15 protein-coding genes and 2 tRNA genes are annotated in these 18,294 nt (G+C 32.8%); 2 read left to right on the top strand and 15 right to left on the bottom strand.

Translation table 11 applies throughout. The features are described from left to right. Positions 1-10 precede the first annotated feature (10 nt). A complete protein-coding gene (hemA, locus tag B7R67_RS05635; protein WP_088068378.1) occupies positions 11-1,363 on the bottom strand; it encodes a glutamyl-tRNA reductase in 1,353 nt (450 codons plus the stop codon). 216 nt (positions 1,364-1,579) lie between these two features. Here hemA and B7R67_RS05640 point away from each other — a divergent pair, with 216 nt between their 5' ends. Beyond that, positions 1,580-2,062: a LiaF transmembrane domain-containing protein gene (locus B7R67_RS05640; RefSeq protein WP_088068380.1), complete on the top strand. Its 483-nt coding sequence runs from the start codon at positions 1,580-1,582 to the stop codon at positions 2,060-2,062. Positions 2,063-2,214: 152 nt separating this feature from the next. Here the strand turns inward: B7R67_RS05640 and yihA are convergent, their stop codons facing one another. From yihA to B7R67_RS05710, 14 genes are all read right to left on the bottom strand, one after another. Then, positions 2,215-2,799, bottom strand: a complete 585-nt coding sequence (gene yihA / locus B7R67_RS05645; RefSeq protein ID WP_088068382.1) for a ribosome biogenesis GTP-binding protein YihA/YsxC — start codon at positions 2,797-2,799, stop codon at positions 2,215-2,217. After that, on the bottom strand, positions 2,796-5,120 hold the full coding sequence (gene lon, locus B7R67_RS05650) for an endopeptidase La (RefSeq protein ID WP_088068384.1): 2,325 nt from the start codon (positions 5,118-5,120) through the stop codon (positions 2,796-2,798). The genes yihA and lon overlap by 4 nt, the downstream gene beginning before the upstream one ends. A 338-nt stretch (positions 5,121-5,458) precedes the next feature. Further along, the gene (gene lonB / locus B7R67_RS05655; RefSeq protein ID WP_088068386.1) at positions 5,459-7,156 is read right to left on the bottom strand and encodes an ATP-dependent protease LonB; all 1,698 of its coding nucleotides are present in this window, start codon (positions 7,154-7,156) and stop codon (positions 5,459-5,461) included. Positions 7,157-7,440: 284 nt separating this feature from the next. After that, entirely contained in the window at positions 7,441-8,718 is a 1,278-nt protein-coding gene (gene clpX, locus B7R67_RS05660) for an ATP-dependent protease ATP-binding subunit ClpX (protein ID WP_088068388.1), read from the bottom strand. A 351-nt stretch (positions 8,719-9,069) separates the two neighbouring features. After that, a complete protein-coding gene (gene tig, locus B7R67_RS05665) occupies positions 9,070-10,350 on the bottom strand; it encodes a trigger factor (protein ID WP_088068390.1) in 1,281 nt (426 codons plus the stop codon). 268 nt (positions 10,351-10,618) lie between these two features. Continuing rightward, positions 10,619-11,602: a tetratricopeptide repeat protein gene (locus B7R67_RS05670; RefSeq protein ID WP_088068392.1), complete on the bottom strand. Its 984-nt coding sequence runs from the start codon at positions 11,600-11,602 to the stop codon at positions 10,619-10,621. Between the two features lie 144 nt (positions 11,603-11,746). After that, positions 11,747-12,301, bottom strand: coding sequence for a DUF4240 domain-containing protein (locus tag B7R67_RS05675; RefSeq protein WP_088068394.1), 555 nt, complete (start codon positions 12,299-12,301; stop codon positions 11,747-11,749). Between the two features lie 159 nt (positions 12,302-12,460). After that, entirely contained in the window at positions 12,461-13,747 is a 1,287-nt protein-coding gene (locus B7R67_RS05680; RefSeq protein ID WP_088068396.1) for a globin-coupled sensor protein, read from the bottom strand. 217 nt (positions 13,748-13,964) lie between these two features. Continuing rightward, a tRNA-Arg gene (locus B7R67_RS05685) sits at positions 13,965-14,038 on the bottom strand. Positions 14,039-14,041: 3 nt separating this feature from the next. Beyond that, positions 14,042-14,115 (bottom strand) — tRNA-Gly (locus B7R67_RS05690). 207 nt (positions 14,116-14,322) lie between these two features. After that, positions 14,323-14,829 (bottom strand): YfcE family phosphodiesterase, encoded by a 507-nt coding sequence (locus tag B7R67_RS05695; protein ID WP_088068398.1) that lies wholly within the window; start codon positions 14,827-14,829, stop codon positions 14,323-14,325. Beyond that, positions 14,829-15,449, bottom strand: a complete 621-nt coding sequence (locus tag B7R67_RS05700) for an XTP/dITP diphosphatase (protein WP_088068400.1) — start codon at positions 15,447-15,449, stop codon at positions 14,829-14,831. Before B7R67_RS05700 ends, B7R67_RS05695 begins: the two co-directional genes overlap by 1 nt. Positions 15,450-15,472: 23 nt before the next feature. Then, positions 15,473-16,213 (bottom strand): ribonuclease PH, encoded by a 741-nt coding sequence (gene rph, locus B7R67_RS05705; RefSeq protein WP_088068401.1) that lies wholly within the window; start codon positions 16,211-16,213, stop codon positions 15,473-15,475. A gap of 226 nt (positions 16,214-16,439) precedes the next feature. Continuing rightward, the gene (locus tag B7R67_RS05710) at positions 16,440-17,486 is read right to left on the bottom strand and encodes a GerMN domain-containing protein (protein WP_088068403.1); all 1,047 of its coding nucleotides are present in this window, start codon (positions 17,484-17,486) and stop codon (positions 16,440-16,442) included. A 204-nt stretch (positions 17,487-17,690) separates the two neighbouring features. Here B7R67_RS05710 and B7R67_RS05715 point away from each other — a divergent pair, with 204 nt between their 5' ends. Further along, entirely contained in the window at positions 17,691-17,915 is a 225-nt protein-coding gene (locus tag B7R67_RS05715; RefSeq protein WP_056472461.1) for a helix-turn-helix domain-containing protein, read from the top strand. Positions 17,916-18,294 lie beyond the last annotated feature (379 nt).

Below are 18,294 nucleotides of genomic sequence, written 5' to 3' on the forward strand. Positions count from 1 at the left end.
TATCTAACCCCTACAAATAACCTAATTGTTGTTTTAGAGAAATAGTCTCTTTTTCTTGTTTCGTTTGCACGTGTATTTCATCATTTGCATCTTCTAAAATTTCATCTAGATTAAAAATTTCTTTAAACAAAGCAATCTGTGCTTCTGAATGTTTAGATGTACCCATTTCTTTAGCTTTCATAATTGGGTCACGTAAAAGTTGATTTACGATACTCTTAGTGTGCTTTTGTATTATTTTTAAATCTCTTTCAGATAGATGAGGTAATTTGCGTTCTAGACTATTCATCGTATCAGCTTGGATATCTAGTGCTTTTTCACGTAATGCTGAAATAACTGGAACGACACCTAATAGAGATAACCAAGATTGGAAGCTATCAATTTCTTCTACAATATCTTTTTTAATTTTAGTTGCTTCACGTTCACGTTCAGCTAAATTCTCTGCAACAATCCCTTGTAAATCATCAATATCATATAAGAAAGCACTATCGATATTATGAATTGATGGTTCAATATCACGAGGCACAGCAATATCTACTAAGAATAATGGTTTACCTTTTCTTGATTTCTCAATTCGGCGTATCATTTTTTCTGTAATAACGTATTCCTTAGATCCAGTCGAACTAATAACGATATCTGCCTCTTTTAATGAATCATCTAATGATTCTAATCCTTTTCCAACACCATTAAATTGATCTGCAAGTTTAACTGCATTTTCAACTGTTCGGTTAATAACAGTAACTTTACCTACACCTTGTGAATATAGATTTTGTAAAGCTAAGTTACTCATTTTTCCAGCACCAACAATTAATACATTGCAGCCTTTTAAGTTATTAAATATCTTCTTAGAAAGCTCTACTGCAGCATAACTTACAGATACCGCATTCTCACCGATACCTGTCTCTGAGTGGACTTTTTTGGCAAATGTTATTGCCTGCTTGAATAAATGATTAAAAATTGTACCAATATTATGATGATCCTGAGCTAGTAAATAACTATCTTTAACCTGTCCAAGAATTTGAGTTTCACCGATTACCATTGAATCTAAACCACTTGTTACATTAAATAAATGGTTGATTGCATCATTTCCCGTTCTAATAATTAAGTAAGGTGATAATTCCTCATCTGTTAACCCAAATCGTTGTAAAAGAAAGCGTTTCATATAATATTGACCAGTATGGATTTGATCAACCACTGCATAAATCTCAGTACGATTACAAGTAGATACAATAATGTTTTCCAAGATGCTTTTTTCATTTTTTAATGAACACATTGCGTCTTGTAGTTCATTTGGAGCAAATGCTACTTTTTCTCGCACTTCAATTGGGGCAGTTTTATAATCAATCCCTATTGTAATGATGTGCATTACCTAAAGCCCCCCTAAAAATCTTGTACAAATGACGATTTTATATCTTTATCTATTTGGCAAAATATCATAACTATGTTCTACTTCATTATGCTATCATAAATGTAATAATTTGTAGAATATTAAATCTGAATTACTTCGTGAATGTACACAAATCATATTATACAATAATTTTTAAATAAAAGTGATTACAAATAATGTTAAACAGGAGTTGCTATGAAAAAAAACCGACTATTTATTGGAATTTTATTAATTGGCTTTGGATTGTATTACCTAATTTCAAAATGGCAGATTCCATCTTTACAAATTTTCACATTTTGGACTACACCACTCTTGATTACAGGAATTGCCCTTCTCGTCCAAGCATTTAAAGGCAAAGAAAGTCATTATGTATTTCCAGGGATTGTAGTATTAGGATTTGGGATTCATTTTTATGCAATTAATCATATTAAAAACTGGCCAAACCATTGGTCTGTACTCACACTAATCATTTCAATCGGAATGTTATTCCAATCTCAAAAAGGAAAAGGTGATTTATTACCTGGGATTTTATTGTTTATTATGTCTTTATTTTTCCTTTTTAATGAAAAGCTTACAACAATGCTTAGTTCACTTCAGTCACAAGTTGCTTATTTCCAACAATATTGGCCGATATTAATTGCTGTTCTAGGTTTGTATTTTCTATTCTCAAAAAAATAAACAGATCTTTATACAGTTCGTCCCGATTTTTATTCTCTCTATTTAATTATTTCATTTGGAGCAATAACTATACATATTTTAGAACTACATACAATTTTGATTAAAAATTTTACATAAAAAAATGCTGGTGGACGATATGCCACCAGCATTTTTTATTTACACATACGGTCGATTACAGACCAAGCTTTTTCTTTTCCAAGTCCTGTTTCAGAAGAGAATAAAATTAATTCATCGCCTTCTTCAATTTGTAATGTTTCACGAACAACTTTTGCATGTTTATCCCATTTACCTTTAGGAATTTTATCTGCTTTTGTTGCTACAATGATTACCGGAATTCCATAATGCTTTAAGAAATCATACATCATTACATCATCTTCTGTCGGAGAATGACGTAAATCTACTAATAATATAACTGCTCTTAATTGCTCTCGAGTTGTTATATATGTTTCAATCATTTTCCCCCATGCTTCTCGTTCCTTCTTTGAAACTTTTGCATATCCATAACCTGGAACATCAACATAGAAAAGTTGTTCATTAATTAAAAAGAAATTTAATGTTTGTGTTTTACCAGGTTTTGATGAGGTACGTGCTAAGGCTTTACGATTTAACATTTTATTTATAAATGAAGATTTCCCTACATTTGAACGACCTGCCAAAGCGATTTCAGGAAATTGTGTGTCTGGATATTGATTTGGTCGGACTGCACTAATGACAATATCCGCTGTTGTTACTTTCATTTTTTCACTCCTACTATTGCATGCGCAAGCACTTCGTCTAAATGGGAAACAGGTATAACAGTTAAACCTTCTTTCACCATTGGTGGTACATCTTCTAAATCTTTTTCATTTTCTTTAGGTATGATGACAGTTGTTAAACCTGCACGATGCGCACTTAACATTTTTTCTTTTAGACCACCGATTGGTAATACGCGACCACGTAATGTGATTTCACCTGTCATACCAACCTCTTTTCGAATTGGATTATTTGTTAAGGCAGAAATCAATGCAGTTGCCATCGTAATACCTGCTGAAGGACCATCTTTTGGAACAGCACCTTCTGGAACATGAATATGAATATCATATTTCTCATGGAAATCCTGATCAATATTCAACTCTTCTGCTTTTGAACGAATATAGCTAAATGCAGCCTGTGCCGACTCCTTCATTACATCCCCAAGCTTACCAGTTAAAGTTAGCTTGCCCTTACCAGGATACAGGGATACTTCAATTGAAAGTGTGTCGCCACCAAATGCAGTGTAAGCTAATCCAGTTGCTACTCCAATTTGATCTTCGCTTTCCATTTGTCCATATGAAAAAGTTTTTTTACCTAAAAATTCTTCAATATTTTTATCAGTAAAAATAATTTTTTGTTTTTCATTTGAAACAATTAACTTAGCCGCTTTACGACATAAAGTAGCAAGAACACGTTCTAATGATCTTACTCCAGCTTCACGTGTATAATGGCGAATAATTGAACTCAAAGCACTTTCACGAATTTGAACAGTAGATTTATTTAAACCATGCTCTGCTAATTTTTTCGGGAATAAGTGTTTCTTAGCAATATTTACTTTTTCAAGCTCAGTATAACCTGATAACGTGATAATCTCCATTCGATCACGCAATGGGCCAGGAATAGTTGATAAATCATTTGCAGTTGCAACGAATAAAACTTGGGATAAATCAAATGGTTCTTCGATGTAATGATCACTAAAACTATTATTTTGCTCAGGATCTAAAACCTCTAGCATTGCTGAAGCTGGATCCCCTCTAAAATCACTAGACATTTTATCGATTTCATCAAGTAAGAATACAGGATTATTTGTACCAGCTTTTTTCATACCTTGGATAATTCGCCCCGGCATTGCACCAATATAGGTTCTTCTGTGACCTCTAATCTCTGATTCGTCTCTTACGCCACCTAGAGATACACGAACAAAATTTCTAGACAATGCGTTCGCAATCGATTTCGCTAAAGAAGTTTTACCTACTCCTGGAGGGCCTGCTAAACAAAGAATTGGGCCACGTAAAGAATTCGTAAGTTGCTGTACAGCTAAGTACTCTAAAATTCTTTCTTTTACTTTATCTAAGCCTTCATGTTCGTTATTTAATATTTTTTCTGAACGATGAATATCTAGTGTATCCTCAGTTTGTTTCGACCAAGGAAGAGCTACCATCCAATCTAAATATGTACGAACTACACCTGCTTCTGCAGCATTTGGAGGAAGTTTTTCATATCTTGCTAATTCTTTTAAAACAGCCTCTTTAGTAGCTTCAGGCATATTAGCTTCTTCAATTTTCGTTAAAAATTTATCAACCTCTTCAGTTTTACCTTCTCGGTCACCAAGCTCGCGTTGAATAACTTTTAATTGCTCTCTTAAAAAGTATTCTTTTTGCGTTTTATCAATATTTTTCTTTACTTGTAGACCAATCTTTTCCTCAAGCTTAAGTAATTCTTTTTCATCTTGAAGGAAATTTAAGATGATATGTATTCTTTCTGTTACACCGACTGTCGCTAATATTTTTTGTTTTTCCTCTTCCTTTAATGGAATTGCATCAATCATTGCATCTGCAAGTTTACCTGGACGATCTTGCTTTACAATTGAAGCAATTGTTTCTGGAAGTATACGTTTAGATAACTTACTATACTGTTTAAAATGCTGCAATAACGTTCTCATTAAAGCACGAAGCTCTTTAGAGTCATCCTCTACATCTGGATATTCTTCTACCTTAGCAGATAGGAAATCATTTTGATCAATAATTGATTTGATTTTCCCTCTATGTAATCCTTCAACCGTAATACGAACTGTACCATTTGGTAGTGTAATTTTTTGTGTTAATTTTGCTAACGTACCATATTCATACAACTCATTCATTTGTGGATTTTCAGTATCTGCATCTATTTGAGTAACTACAAAAATTAAATGATCTAAATCATCTGCTTCTTGTATTGCTTTTATTGACTTTGTTCTTCCTACATCGAGATGTGCAATAGTGGCAGGAAATACACTAATTCCTCTTAAAGGTAGGAGGGGTACAACTTTTTCTTTTGTAACATTCATTACGTTACACCTCCATATTTTTTCATTCTATCTAGTTATTTTACCTTAACATACATATCATTTACAATGATATGCACTAAAAGATATGTCGAAGCAATTCCATTTGAGAAAAGATGAACATCTATCCTCTACTTAAACCATATGAATTCGCTTAATAAAATTGGATTCTCATTACTAAATAGTCCTCTTTTCCAATCGAGGTTCTAAAAAAGTGGAATTTTACGACTTAAATCTTAATTAAAAAAGTGTTCAATTCAATGCACCCGATAAATAGGTTCCAAAATAAATTGGTATTCTCTATTTATTCAAAATGAAATGATTCGAACACTTATTTTTATCTACATAGATTGCGATTGATTCTCTTCAAATAATGTTAATTGTTGGAAATCGTTATTTAATTGCGTTGGTACTTCAAATTTCCAATTATCTTTAAATACTTCATGGAGAACTTTTTCAATGCGATCAACTGCTAGAATTTCAACATCTTTGTATCGATGTAATGAAGCCTGATCATTCTCCTTAGGAATAATGATTTTAGTTGCTCCAGCTTTAATAGCTGCTTTTACTTTTTCTGGAACACCCCCAACTGGCTTCACATCACCTTGAATGCTCATTTCCCCAGTTAAAGCAATTGTATTTAATACAGGAACATCATTTACCGCTGAAAAAATTCCCACTACCATTGCAATTCCTGCTGAAGGTCCATCAATTAATGCACCACTAGGGAAATTAATATGTATTGTAAAATCATCAATCGGTACGCCAATTTTTCTTAAAATTGTCGTAACATTTTCTAAAGAGCCCTTCGCCATACTTTTTCTTCGGATTGATTTACCTTGATTCCCCAAGCTTTCTTCTTCGACAATTCCAGTAATTGTAATTGAACCTTTTCCGATTTCTTTGGCTTTCATAGCAATTACTTCAATTGGTAATAATGCTCCAATATTTGCACCATAAACAGCCAAACCGTTTACTAAACCTACAGTAGGCATTTCTGGAATTTTATTTACTAACCTTGGTGATAATCTACTTACAGAAACTACCCATTGAATATCATCTTCAACTAACTCTTTTCTACCAGAAGTTAAAACCATACCACCCGCTAACTGAATTAAGTTAATTGCTTCTCGACCATTTTTTGCATAAGTACCTACTAATTCTAAAGCTTTTTCTGAAATACTCAATTCAATTTTTTCAGCAGATCTTTTTGCTACTAATTGTATTTCATCTTGTTCTAACTCTCTAAAAAATATTTCTAAACAACGTGAGCGAATGGCTGGCGGGATTTCATCAGGAGATCTTGTAGTAGCACCAACTAATCGGAAATCCGCAGGCAATCCATGTTTAAATATTTCATGAATATGTGCAGGTATAGAAGGATTCTCCTCCTGATAGTATGCACTTTCAAATTTAACTTTACGATCTTCCAACACTTTCAACATTTTATTCATTTGAATTGGATGAAGTTCACCAATTTCATCGATAAAAAGAATTCCTCCATGTGCATCAGTTACTGCACCTTTTTTCGGTTGAGGTACACCGGCTTGGCCCATTGCACCAGCCCCTTGGTAAATTGGATCATGAACCGAACCAATCAACGGGTCTGCTATTCCTCTCTCATCAAATCTAGCTGTTGTAGCATCTAATTCAATAAATACTGCATCTGGTTTAAAAGGAGTATTTGGACTTTTTTTAGCTTCCTCTAATACAAGTCTCGCCGCAGCAGTTTTACCGATACCAGGTGGTCCATAGATAATTACATGCTGAGGATTAGCACTGCATAACGAAGCTTTAAGTGCCTTAATTCCATCTTCTTGACCAACAATATCTTCAAAAGTACTTGGTCTAACTCTTTCAGCTAACGGAACAGTTAACGAAATTGATTTTAATTTACGTAATTGCTCCATTTCTTTTTTAGATTCTCGATCAATCGAAACTTTAGTTGTTCGTTGACCTTTTAATAAATGAATAAAATACAATGCTACGATTGTACCTAATGCAAGCTGTGCTAATAATATAATAGTTGTTAAACTCATTTTTTACCCCTCCACTGAAGTAGAAATTACTTTTAGTATCGCCTTTGATTTGGAAGGATAAACCAATTTCAAAAATTAACTTAGTATGAAATTATTTAAAAATAAGGCTTCGTTAAAAAAAATGTTAATTTCCGTTCCAGGATGCTCGCTTTCTTAAGAACAGAAACAGAAAAGGCAGGTTCGAGGAAAGACAGATCATGAAAAAAGGAAAGTAATTATTCCCCTGCTCTTTCTAGTCAATAAAAAATAAAAACCAAATGCAAATGCATTTGGTTTTTTTTTACTTACGCTAATTTATTTTTCTTTTCTTTTTTCTTTAATTCTAACTCAGTACCATCTTCAAGTACTAGCTTTGGAGCAGCGCCAGTTTTAACTGTTTCTGCTGATATGATACATTTTTGAATATCTTCACGTGAAGGTAATTCAAACATAATGTCAAGCATAAGGCCTTCAATGATTGAACGTAGACCACGAGCTCCAGTTTTACGCTCAATTGCCTTTTTAGCAATTTCAGTAAGAGCGCTATCTTCAAACTCAAGTTCAACTTGATCAAGTTCTAGTAATTTTTGATATTGCTTAATTAAAGCATTTTTTGGTTTCGTTAAAATCTCAACCAATGATGCTTCATCAAGCTGTTCTAAATTAGCTAAAACTGGTAAACGACCAATGAATTCAGGAATTAAACCGAAGCGTAATAAATCTTCTGGTAATACATGGTTTAGGATCTCTTTTGAGTTTAAATCGCTCTTTTCTGAGTCACCACTGAATCCAATTACCTTTTTACCTAAACGACGTTTGATAATTTGTTCGATTCCATCAAATGCTCCACCACAAATAAATAGAATATTTGTTGTATCAATTTGAATGAATTCTTGATGAGGATGTTTACGTCCGCCTTGTGGAGGTACGCTTGCAACTGTTCCTTCAAGAATTTTTAAAAGTGCTTGCTGTACACCTTCACCAGAAACGTCACGTGTAATAGAAGGATTTTCAGATTTACGTGCAACTTTATCGATTTCGTCGATGTAGATAATACCTTTTTCAGCACGTTCTACATCGTAATCAGCTGCTTGGATTAATTTAAGAAGAATGTTTTCAACATCTTCCCCAACATATCCAGCCTCTGTTAATGAAGTCGCATCTGCAATTGCAAATGGAACATTTAAAATTCGAGCTAATGTTTGAGCTAATAAAGTTTTACCGCTACCTGTTGGACCAATCATAGCGATATTACTTTTTGATAACTCAACTTCATCAATTTTGCTATTTGAATTAATACGTTTGTAATGATTATAAACAGCTACAGATAGAGCTTTTTTTGCATTGTCTTGACCGATTACGTATTCATCAAGAATTTCACAAATCTCTTTTGGTTTCGGAACGTCTTTGAACTCAACTTCTTCTTCTTTTGCTAATTCTTCTTGAACAATTTCAGTACAAAGCTCAATACACTCGTCACAAATGTAAACACCAGGTCCAGCTACTAATTTTCTAACCTGAGACTGAGATTTTCCACAGAACGAACATTTTAGCTGTCCCTTTTCTTCATTAAACTTGAACATATGTTCACTCCCTCTAAAATTTCTAAAACGACTCAATATGTATGTAATCCAAAAAATATGTATCTTGTAGCTATATGATAGCATACAAAATAAACAAAGCAATTAATTACTACTCTAAAATTGTTTAAATTTTTAGAATATATATATTCTAATGTAATGTAGATAATCCTTCTTTTAAAGAATTATTTTTAGTATAGCCACAATATTTTTTTAAAATCTGTATAACAGATTCTAACATATGTATATGTATATTTTAAAGGAATCAGTTCACTTTACCAAATATTTCATGATTTAAAAACAAGGCACGAATATTTTCGCGCCTTGTTTCATCATTATATTGTTATATAACGCTTATTTTTTTCTGCTATCTACTAATAACTCAACAGCTTTACGGATTTGGATATCATCACGTACAGCATCAGTTCCACCAAGCATAGTTACTAATTGCTCAGAAGGAATGTTGTACATTTCAGATAAACGACCTAATTCTTCGTTCATTTCTTCTTCAGTAGCATCGATTTTTTCAGCTTCGATAATAGCATCGATTGTTAAGTCGATTCTTACACGAGCTTCAGCATCTTGACGCATTTGAGAACGTAGGTCCTCCTCTTTAGTACCAGTGAATTGGTAGTAAAGCTCTAAGTTTAATCCTTGTTGTGCAATACGTTGTTCGAAATCTTTAACCATACGGTCAACTTGGCTTTCGAACATTACTTCTGGGATTTCAACTTCAGCGTTTTCAGCAGCTTTTTGTACTAAAGCGTCACGTAGGCTACCTTCAGCTTGAGCTTTTTTAGACTCTTCTAAGTCAGTTTTGATTTTTGCTTTAAGATCTTCTAAAGTTTCAACTTCGTCGTTTACATCTTTAGCAAACTCATCGTTTAACTCAGGAAGTTCTTTTGCTTTAATTTCATGAACAGTTACTTTGAAAGTAGCAGCTTTACCAGCTAATTCAGCACTGTGGTATTCTTCAGGGAATGTTACATTTACATCTGTTTCAACGCCTGATTTTGCACCAATTAAAGCTTCTTCAAATCCAGGAATGAAAGAACCTGAACCGATTTCTAGTGGATAGTTTTCACCTTTTCCACCTTCGAAAGCAACGCCATCAACGAAACCTTCGAAATCAATTACAGCTGTATCGCCTTTTTCTACAGTACCATCTTCTTTAACTACTAACTCAGCTTGACGCTCTTGTAATTTAGTTAATTCAGCTTGTACATCTTCTTCAGTTACTGTTGCATCGATTTCTTCAACTTCTAAGCCTTTGTATTCGCCTAATTTAACTTCAGGTTTTACAGTTACTTTAGCTTTGAAAATTAAAGTTTTGCCTTTTTCCATTTGCTCAACATCAACTTCAGGACGGTCAACTGGCTCAATACCAACCTCTTGAATAGCTTTGCTGTAAGCTTCTGGTAAAATTACGTCTAAAGCATCATTGTAAAGTGCTTCAACACCAAATTTTTGTTCGAAAATTGGGCGTGGTAATTTTCCTTTACGGAATCCTGGTACATTCATAGTTTTAACAACTTTTTTAAAAGCTGCATCTAAACCTTTATCTACTTCAGAAGCTTCAACTTCTACAGTTAATAGACCAACGTTAGCTTCTAATTTTTCCCATTTAGCAGTCATTGTTAGTTCCCTCCAAAATTATCTAAAAATATATATGTGTTTACGTATTTTCGTACTATACATGCCTGTCCGTTTTTTTAATAAAAAAGAAAAATGCACGTATAATTAAGTAAATAGTCGTTACAACCATTCTATTATAACACATTCCTTTTTTGTTTCAATATTTCCTATTTTTTATCTTAACGGTTATGTATGAAATCATTCTAACAAAATTAAGAAAAGGCAATGTTAAGGGTTTAGAAAATCATTCCCTGCTCTTCCGATCTTTTTATTTTATATCAAAATATCCTTCAGCCTCAAATCGTCTTACTAATGAAATCGCACTTTGCACTGGAAAATACTCTACATTAAACAAATCATTTAATTCATCTTCAGTCATTTTTCGATCAAAGAATTCTTGTACTATGTAATAAAAGCATGCTGCCCATATGTTTTCGTCAGATGGGATAGGGATAAATGGAAAGTAAATTGTCATAAAGTGTTGAAAATGTGCTTTTGCAATTTCGAAAGCAGAAGGATCCTCACTTTCTAATACATTACTTAATTTATTCAAAATAGCATCAACAAAAGACTTATGATTGTCATTTTGATTTGTCGCATTCCAAATCATTCGTTGATTCACTTTATTTAATTCAAAATCCTTATCAACTGATTGTTCCTGTAAAATGAATAAGATAAAACTTTGAATTAGAGAATTCGCTTTTGGACTTTTTAATATATCTTCTATTTGCTTTAAAACAAGCGTACAATCAATCATTCTTAACTCATTAATTAGTTCAAGCTGTTTATTAAGTGGCCCAGAATTTTCTACTAATATTTTTAAATCAAGTATTTCTCCTTGTTTACCATCTCGGTCAGAAGTTACTTTTTTTGATAAAGAGAGCATCGCTTGAAATTTATCCATTTGATTTTCATCGATTCGTTTTTGAACCAAAAGTTTTTTTATACTTTTCTGTAGCTCTTCATACTCTTTTAATTGAAATAAAATACTGATATAAACTTCGATTGCTTCATCGCTTTCAAATGGACCAAATACTAGTTCCTCACAGCGTGCCCTTGCTTCCTTCGCTCGATTCCCTTCTAATAAACATGCAACTGCTGCTAGTTCAGTCTGTGAATTATGTTCATTCATTTCTTTTAACTGATTACATAACATTAACGCTTTGCTAAAATCTTTTTCTTCTAAAGCTTTTTTACCTAGATTTACTATCCGATCTTTCAATTTAGGAAAAAAGACAATATTGTCTTCCATGTTACTCTCCCCTAACGTTTGTTATTTCCTGCACAATCTAGTTATGAAAAAGTGTATCATGAATTAAATTTAATTAAAATATTTACGATAATATTAACAGTATTGCGCTGCCAATTTAACTACTTATTACTCTACCTTTAGTTTTTAGCCAAGAGGTTTTTGACCAAATCGTTTCCATAGCTTTGGAAACTTATTTTTTAGTTCATCATTTGATTTCCAATCTATTGATAATTGTAATTCTGGATATTTGTAACCTTTGCTTTCGACTAAGGAGTTAAATTCGTTCCATAGCTTATCGTCCCAATCGTCATCACCTTTCTGTTTAATCGAATATGCTTGTAGTGCTAAATCTAACATTTCTTCTAATTCTGGAGATAGTCCTTCTTCCTCATAAATAGGAAATATATACTCTGCTAAATAATCAGGATTATTTAATGTTTTTTTATAAACTTGTTCCCCTTGCCCGATCAACCAACCTCTAAAATGAGCAAACGAATCCTCCGAGCAACCACCCATAATAATCCAAGCTGCTCCTAAAAGATTCGAATTATACGCTTTAGTAAATGCAGTTTCAAACTGAATTTCAAATCCTACAATCACCTCATCAGATTGTCTTGCCAAATGACTAATTACCCATTCATACGGCTCTTCTACGATATGCATTTTAGAGATTAAACTCCAAAATTCTTTTTCATTCATTTAGATCACTCCACACATTTATTTATATTAGGATAACATATCTTTTTAAAAAATTTTTATTTCATCATTCCTGATTTTAAAGAAGCACAAAAAAAAGAAGGATTACTCCTTCTCCATGTTAAATATCCCGCAATTGTTGTTATGTATCAAAAACAAAACTTAATGAACAGTATCGTTCAATTCATTAGCTGAATTAGCTACTCCATTAATCGCTTCACCAATTTCTTTGATAACATCAACTAAATTGACAATTTGCCCCTCAATTCCTTGATTTCCTGTTAAACTTGTATCCATTGAGCTAACAATTCCATTGAAAGAATCATGCGTTAACGAAGCTTCTTGACTACCGTCATTTACTAATCCTTTCACATCACGAATCGAATTAACAACCTTATCCATATAGATCGTCGCATGTTCAATTAGCTCTTCAATGCGCTCAGTAGATGACTTAGTTTGAGTAGCTAGTTTTTTTACTTCATTTGCTACGACTGCAAATCCTTTTCCATGTTCACCTGCACGTGCAGCCTCAATTGCTGAATTCAATGCAAGTAAATTTGTTTGATTTGCAATTTCTTGTACAATTAAAATGACTTGAGAAATCTCTTTGAATGAATTATTTAAAACATCAACCGACTCTGAAACTTCATCCGTACTATTAGAAATAGTTGATATTTTGTTATGTAAAACTTTCATTAATCGTTGTCCATCATGTGCCATTGATTGAGTTGTACTAGCGATTTGGTTATTTGATATAACTGCTTCATTCACATGTACACTACTATCTACTAAAACCTCAACAGCTGCATTCGTTTCTTCTACTAAAGCAAGTAGTTCCCCCGCAATTTCACTTACTTTTTTCTTTAAATTAATTTCAACTTGTAATCGCTTCTCTTTTTCACCAATATTTTCTTGTTCGTAAAGATCCAATACAAGTTGTTGTTCAAAATTCAATATTTTAGAAGCAACTGAAATCAATTTCTTTTGCTCTTCTTTTGAAGATGCAACCTCGCTAATAATTGAAATTAATTCTTCTAGTATATTTTGAAATGCACCTAAGTACCATTTCGGTTGAAGTCCTATTCTAAAATGGATTTGTGCTACTTTTACCCTCTTATTAATGTATTCATCATTAATTTCACCATTAAAAATTAAATTGATATGTGATTTTAAAGTCGCACTTAATCGTTCAACTGAGGAGTGAGCTTCAATAATTTCCTTTAAATGATCAACTTTTAGCACGGCATCATAAAATGCAGCAACTAAGTTTTCAAGATTTTCTGAAACGATTGGTTGAATCTGTTTTAGTACGAATAGTTCATCCTCATTTAATTTAATAAAATCTAATTGTTTTTTTATCTCTAAATCCGATAATTGAATCGAAACTGAATGACTTTTGCTGTTTTCTTGTAAAAAATTATTGGTTTTTTCTTTCTTTTTAAATAACATATTGATTTACTCCCTTCCTTGTCAGTAATTATGTCGGAAAAATGCGACAAATGTTTAGAAAAAAAATTTGTCCAATTAATACAAATTTACTATTTTTAGTAAATTTGTAGGAGAAGTCAACATTGTTCGTTATATAAATAAGAAGAACTTGTAAAAAATATAAAATTGCACAAAAAAAACACTTATTTTACATTAAGTAAAACAAGTGTCTTTTGGACGTCCTGAGAGGGATTCGAACCCCCGACCGACGGCTTAGAAGGCCGTTGCTCTATCCTGCTGAGCTACCAGGACATATGGAGCGGGTGATGGGAATCGAACCCACGACCGAAGCTTGGAAGGCTTCTATTTTACCATTAAACTACACCCGCATATTTTTCTTTTTTAGCGACATCACCTGTCGACATAATTTATTATAGTCGCAACCCAATTTAAAGTCAACATTGTTTTTAACTTTTTTTCAAAAAAAGAAGGAATTTTTTCCAAATACATATTTACACTATTTTTATTAGCTATTTTAATTTTTTAGCACTACTATTTTATTAAGGTTAGTAGCACTGCTACTAACCTTTGAGCATTTATTTTATATCGAATGATTGAGATACTAGTTCATTGCCATCGGTAGTGTAAAATGTAACCTTTGCAATTTTTCCATCTGTATCAAGAATCGCATAAGTTTTTTCTTTACGCATTCTAGGTAGCAATATGCTTCCTGGGTTAATAAAAAGAATTCCATCAATCACTTCTGTACCTAGTACATGAGAATGACCAAAACAAGCAATTGTTGCTCCAACTTCTCGGCAGCGATAATAAAGCTTTTGTAATGATTGTTTTATACCATGCAAATGACCATGTACTGCATAAATTGTAAAATCATTTTCATGATGAATGAGTTCTTCTTGGAACTCACCTCTAAAATCACAATTTCCTCTTACAACTTTAAAATCTTTTAGCTCCTCTGCTTCTAATTCTAATTCTGAATCTCCACAGTGAATCATCAAGTCTACTTTCCCACGGTAACGATCAGCTATATCAAGTAATGGTTTTGTTAATCCATGACTATCACTTACAATTAATACTTTCATTAACGCGAACCTCTTAAAAAGAATTCTTTACCTTCTTTATCGATTACATTCATTAAAGCTTTAATCGCGTTTCCTCTATGGCTCAATCCACTTTTTTCTTCAGTACTTAATTCAGCCATTGTTTTATCTAACTCAGGCAGAAAGAAAATTGGATCATAACCGAATCCATTTGTTCCTTTTTTTTCATTTGCAATATAACCTTCAACCGTACCATTTACAGTGATTGTCTGTTTACCAGGTACAGCTAATGCTAACGCACAATAAAATCTTGCAGTTCTTTTTCCTGGAAAAACTCCTTGTAACTCATTTAGTACTTTTTGTAGATTGTCTTCATCACTTTTATGTAATCCCGCATAGCGTGCAGAATATACGCCTGGTCTGCCTTCTAGTGCATCAACAATTAAACCGGAATCATCTGCAATGACAGGTATATTTAACTCATTCGCTAAGTACTCAGCCTTTAAAATCGCATTTTCTTCAAATGTAGTTCTCGTTTCTTCTACTTCTTCAATTCCAGGAAAGTCTTTTAAAGATTTAATTTGAAAACCCATTGGGTTAAAAAGTGCTTCAAAATCCTTCACTTTTCCTTTATTATTCGTCGCAATAATGATTGTTTCCATCCTTAAAGTCTCTCCTCGAAATTTTATTGGAACTTAATTCCTTCTTTTAATAATACTTCTCTTTGTTTTTCAATTAGAGATTTTATTCCTAATTCACCTAAAGATAATAACTCATTTAGTTCTTCTCTTGAGAAAGTTGCTTCTTCACCTGTTCCTTGTAGTTCAACAAATTGGCCTTTACCAGTCATAATGATGTTCATATCTACACTTGCCGCTGAATCTTCAATATAATATAGATCTAATACAGGTCCTACTTCTTCTAAAATTCCAACTGAAGTTGCAGCTAAGTAATCTTTTACAGGATAGGTTTTTAATTTATCCATCTTAACTAATTTATCGAACGCAAGCATCATCGCAACAAACGCTCCTGTAATCGATGTCGTACGTGTTCCACCATCAGCTTGGATTACATCACAATCAATCCAGATTGTTTTTTCACCTAATGCTTCTAAATCAACTACCGCTCTTAATGCTCTCCCAATTAATCTTTGGATTTCCATTGTTCGCCCAGTTACTTTCCCTTTAGATGATTCTCGAATTGTACGTTCTTGTGTAGCTCTAGGTAGCATAGAATACTCAGCCGAAATCCAGCCTTTCCCACTATTTCTTAAAAAAGGGGGCACGCGATCTTCTACTGTCGCGTTACATATTACCTTTGTATCACCTATGCTAATTAATACAGAACCTTCTGCATGCTTTGTATAATGAGTAATAATCTCTACTGGTCTAAGTTCGTTATTTAATCTTCCATCTGTTCTAGTCATAATTAAATCCTCCTACAAAATCTTCCAACTACTAGTATAGACAAAAATACGTTTTCATTTCTACTTATTCAATACAATTATTGCAATAAAATAAAAACCTTGTACAAAAAACTGTTCATTTTTTGTACAAGGCTAGAAATTCATTTAATTTTTAGGATTTTAGCAATGAAATATTAACAAGTAACATTTCAAAACCTTTTTTATAAAAGAATATTTTAAATAGTTCTTATAATTTTTTTGTATTTACATCTTTTGGTCTAGAAACTGGCTGACTTAAAGGTTTACCTTGTTGGTCAAGTGCAGTTAATTTTCCATTTACTTGAATTTCAATTGATTTGACGCCTTTTTGTTCAGTTAAAGAAAGTACAAGTGGTCGTAATACATCATTATTGATCATATTTTTTGCAATATTGCCGTAGATTCCATCGTTAAAATTAAGTATTAGCTTACCACCTTTAAAAACAGGTTGAGATACTAACTTAGTATCTGTTCCAAAATCAGAAACCAAACTTGAATAATCTGATGGACCTTTTACAAGTTCGTTTACGATCGCAGTATAGGCATCTTTTTCTTCATTTGAGATCCTTCTTGTGACTGGTACATAATATGTGTCTCCCATTTCGCCTTGTGCCACATAATATAATGTAACTGGTCGGGAGTTCATAATATCAACAATATCACCTTGATCAAAGTTAATACCATCTTCCCTTGTTAACCCATCGCCAATCTGAGCTTTATTTACAGGCATAGATGCAAGATCTTTACCATTCACTCGAATTTTCACTCTCGTTACATTATCAAATTGAGTTAAAGTCCAAGTAACGGCTTGGAAAACTTTTAATTCATCTTCAGTGCGATATTGTTTGAATTCTGATGAAAAATCAGCAATAATCGTTCCATCTTTTTGAGTTTGAACGCCTAACACCTCGGTATTCGGTGGTAACACAGCTTGAAAACCATTTGGTAATTCATCTGTAACAGGACCATCTTTCACCAAGTACTCAAGTGCTTGTTTTGCTAAACTTGCTGATTTTGGAAGTTGGAAAGTTTGTGGTACAACATAACCGTTTCGGTCAATCAAATACAATTCCCTTTTTACAGTTTGCTCCTTCTTTGCCTGAACTTCCTTTGAAGGCTCATCACTTTTATAAACAACAGTTTTAGGTGGATCAATATCTTTAGAAGATTTTACTGGTACAAGTCCACATCCAGTCAATGTTGTAATTCCGCATAAAGTTGCAACAGTTACGATCAATCTTTTTTTCATCTCCATACTCCCCCCACGCTTTTTTTATTATTTATACGAGCATGTACCATTTTTAGAACAAGCTATAAAGAAAAAAAAAATAAATTATTTAAATCTAGCACTAAATTCATTGGAAATATTCACCTAAAAGACCTAATGTTCATATGATAAAAAGACTAAATGAATACCCATCCGAAGAACAGCTCGGTCAAGCAAGGAGGGTTAGCACAGTTGAAGGATAGAGACTATCAAACAAAGCACACACTCACAAAGCGTGAAAAAGAAGTATTCGAGCTTCTTGTTCAAGATAAGACTACAAGAGAAATTGCTGAAGAACTTTTTATAAGTGAAAAAACTGTGAGAAATCATATTTCAAATGCAATGCAGAAGCTTGGGGTTAAGGGGCGATCACAAGCAGTTATTGAGCTTCTTCGTATGGGAGAGCTTGAACTGTAGTTTTCTTGTAGAATTCATCTACAAACCAACATAGTGCCGGCATACAATATGCCGGTTTTGGTATTTTCATTTTACTTAAACGGATTAATTTTTATTTCTTATTTACTTCAAAAAAATCTAGCTTCTTTAAATAAAAAATCGTTTTCTAAAAAGAAAACGATTTCTCCTGAGTGTTGAAATAGGTAACAGTCAATATTAAAAAGTCATTAATTGAACATTATTGATGATTAAAGTTAGTATTTTTTGATGTTCGTTTAATGAATATAAATGTTAATATGTTTTGAGCCATATAACTCCATCAACTCAAATCATTTCTTAGATCTTTTTATATCTTTAAACTATTAAATACTAATTTTTAGAAAAATGAATTCAATTAGAC

Origin of the sequence: Gottfriedia luciferensis (assembly GCF_002156865.1) — a bacterium.
Classification (GTDB): domain Bacteria; phylum Bacillota; class Bacilli; order Bacillales; family Bacillaceae_G; genus Gottfriedia; species Gottfriedia luciferensis.